This window comes from Paraburkholderia sp. SIMBA_027, assembly GCF_046535315.1.
GTDB lineage: Bacteria > Pseudomonadota > Gammaproteobacteria > Burkholderiales > Burkholderiaceae > Paraburkholderia > Paraburkholderia tropica.
The window spans coordinates 1-1225 of sequence record NZ_JAWRWY010000062.1; the positions used below are offsets into that span (position 1 = coordinate 1).

Here is a 1225-nt window from a genome sequence, read left to right on the forward strand (position 1 = left end):
GACGCGGGCGCCCTGCGCGCGCAACTGAAGGGTCGTTACGCCGACTTCGAACTCGACGTCGCGAACTACGACCAGACGCTGATCGGCGCGTTCCAGGACGTGGCAACCACCGTCTCGTCGATCCGTTCGGCTGACAAGCAGCTCGTCGATGCGCAACACGCGCTCGATGCGTCGACGAAGGCGTATCAGCTCGCCGTGATCCGCTACAAGGCGGGCCTCTCGGAGCAGCTGCAGGTGCTCAACGCCGACCAGAACCGCCTCGCCGCCGAGCAGACCGTGACGAACCTGAAGTCGCAGCGCGCCGACGAGCAGATGGCGCTGATCAAGGCGCTGGGCGGCGGCTTCGACGCGCAGAACGCGGGGCTCGTGCCGCCGGCGCAGGTCGGCAGCGAAGCGCGCGGCCAGAGCGACGTGAACGGCGGGCCCTGGCGCGATGCGCCGTGGACCGCACCGGCCTCGTCGGCCTCGGCCACGCCTGACGCGTCGGCACACGCCGCCACGAACTGAATTCCAATAACTGAACGCACAGCACGCAAGAACCCGGAGATCCTTCCATGAGCACCCCCCAGCAACCGGCCGCCAATCCGCAGCCGAACGCGAACAACGGCAAGCGCAAGCGCATGATGACGCTGCTTGTTCTCGTGATCGTGATTGCAGCCATTGCCTACGGCCTCTACTACTTCCTCGTCGCGCGCTTCAGCGAAAGCACCGACGACGCCTACGTGAACGGCAACGTCGTGCAGATCACGCCGCAGGTCACCGGCACGGTGGTCTCGGTCAACGCCGACGACACGCAGACCGTCAAGATCGGCGATCCGCTCGTGGTGCTCGATCCGGCCGACTCGCGCATCGCGCTGCAGCAGGCCGAGGCGAATCTCGGCCAGACCGTGCGCCAGGTGCGCGGTCTCTTCGCCGACGACAGCCAGTACGAAGCGCAGGTCGCCGTGCGTCAGGCGGACCTCTCGCGCGCGCAGGACGATCTGCGCCGCCGCATGCAGGTGGCGCAGACGGGCGCGGTTTCGCAGGAAGAAATCTCGCACGCACGCGACGCCGCGCGCAGCGCCCAGGCCGCGCTCGAAGCCGCGCAGCAGCAGCTCGTCGCGAACCAGGCGCTGACCGCGAACACGACGATCGCCAATCATCCGAACGTGATGGCGGCCGCCGCGAAGGTGCGCGACGCCTACCTCGCGAACGCGCGCAACACGCTGCCCGCGCCGGTCACGGG

At 68.4% G+C, this 1225-nt stretch carries 2 protein-coding genes; both read left to right on the forward strand.

Annotated features, from left to right (window positions below):
* The coding region (locus SB764_RS38110) for a TolC family protein (RefSeq protein ID WP_410866477.1) at nucleotides 1-507 on the forward strand (507 nt) is incomplete at its 5' end.
* A gap of 47 nt (nucleotides 508-554) precedes the next feature.
* Nucleotides 555-1225 (forward strand): biotin/lipoyl-binding protein (locus tag SB764_RS38115; protein WP_336754462.1); only part of this gene is annotated, 671 nt, incomplete at its 3' end.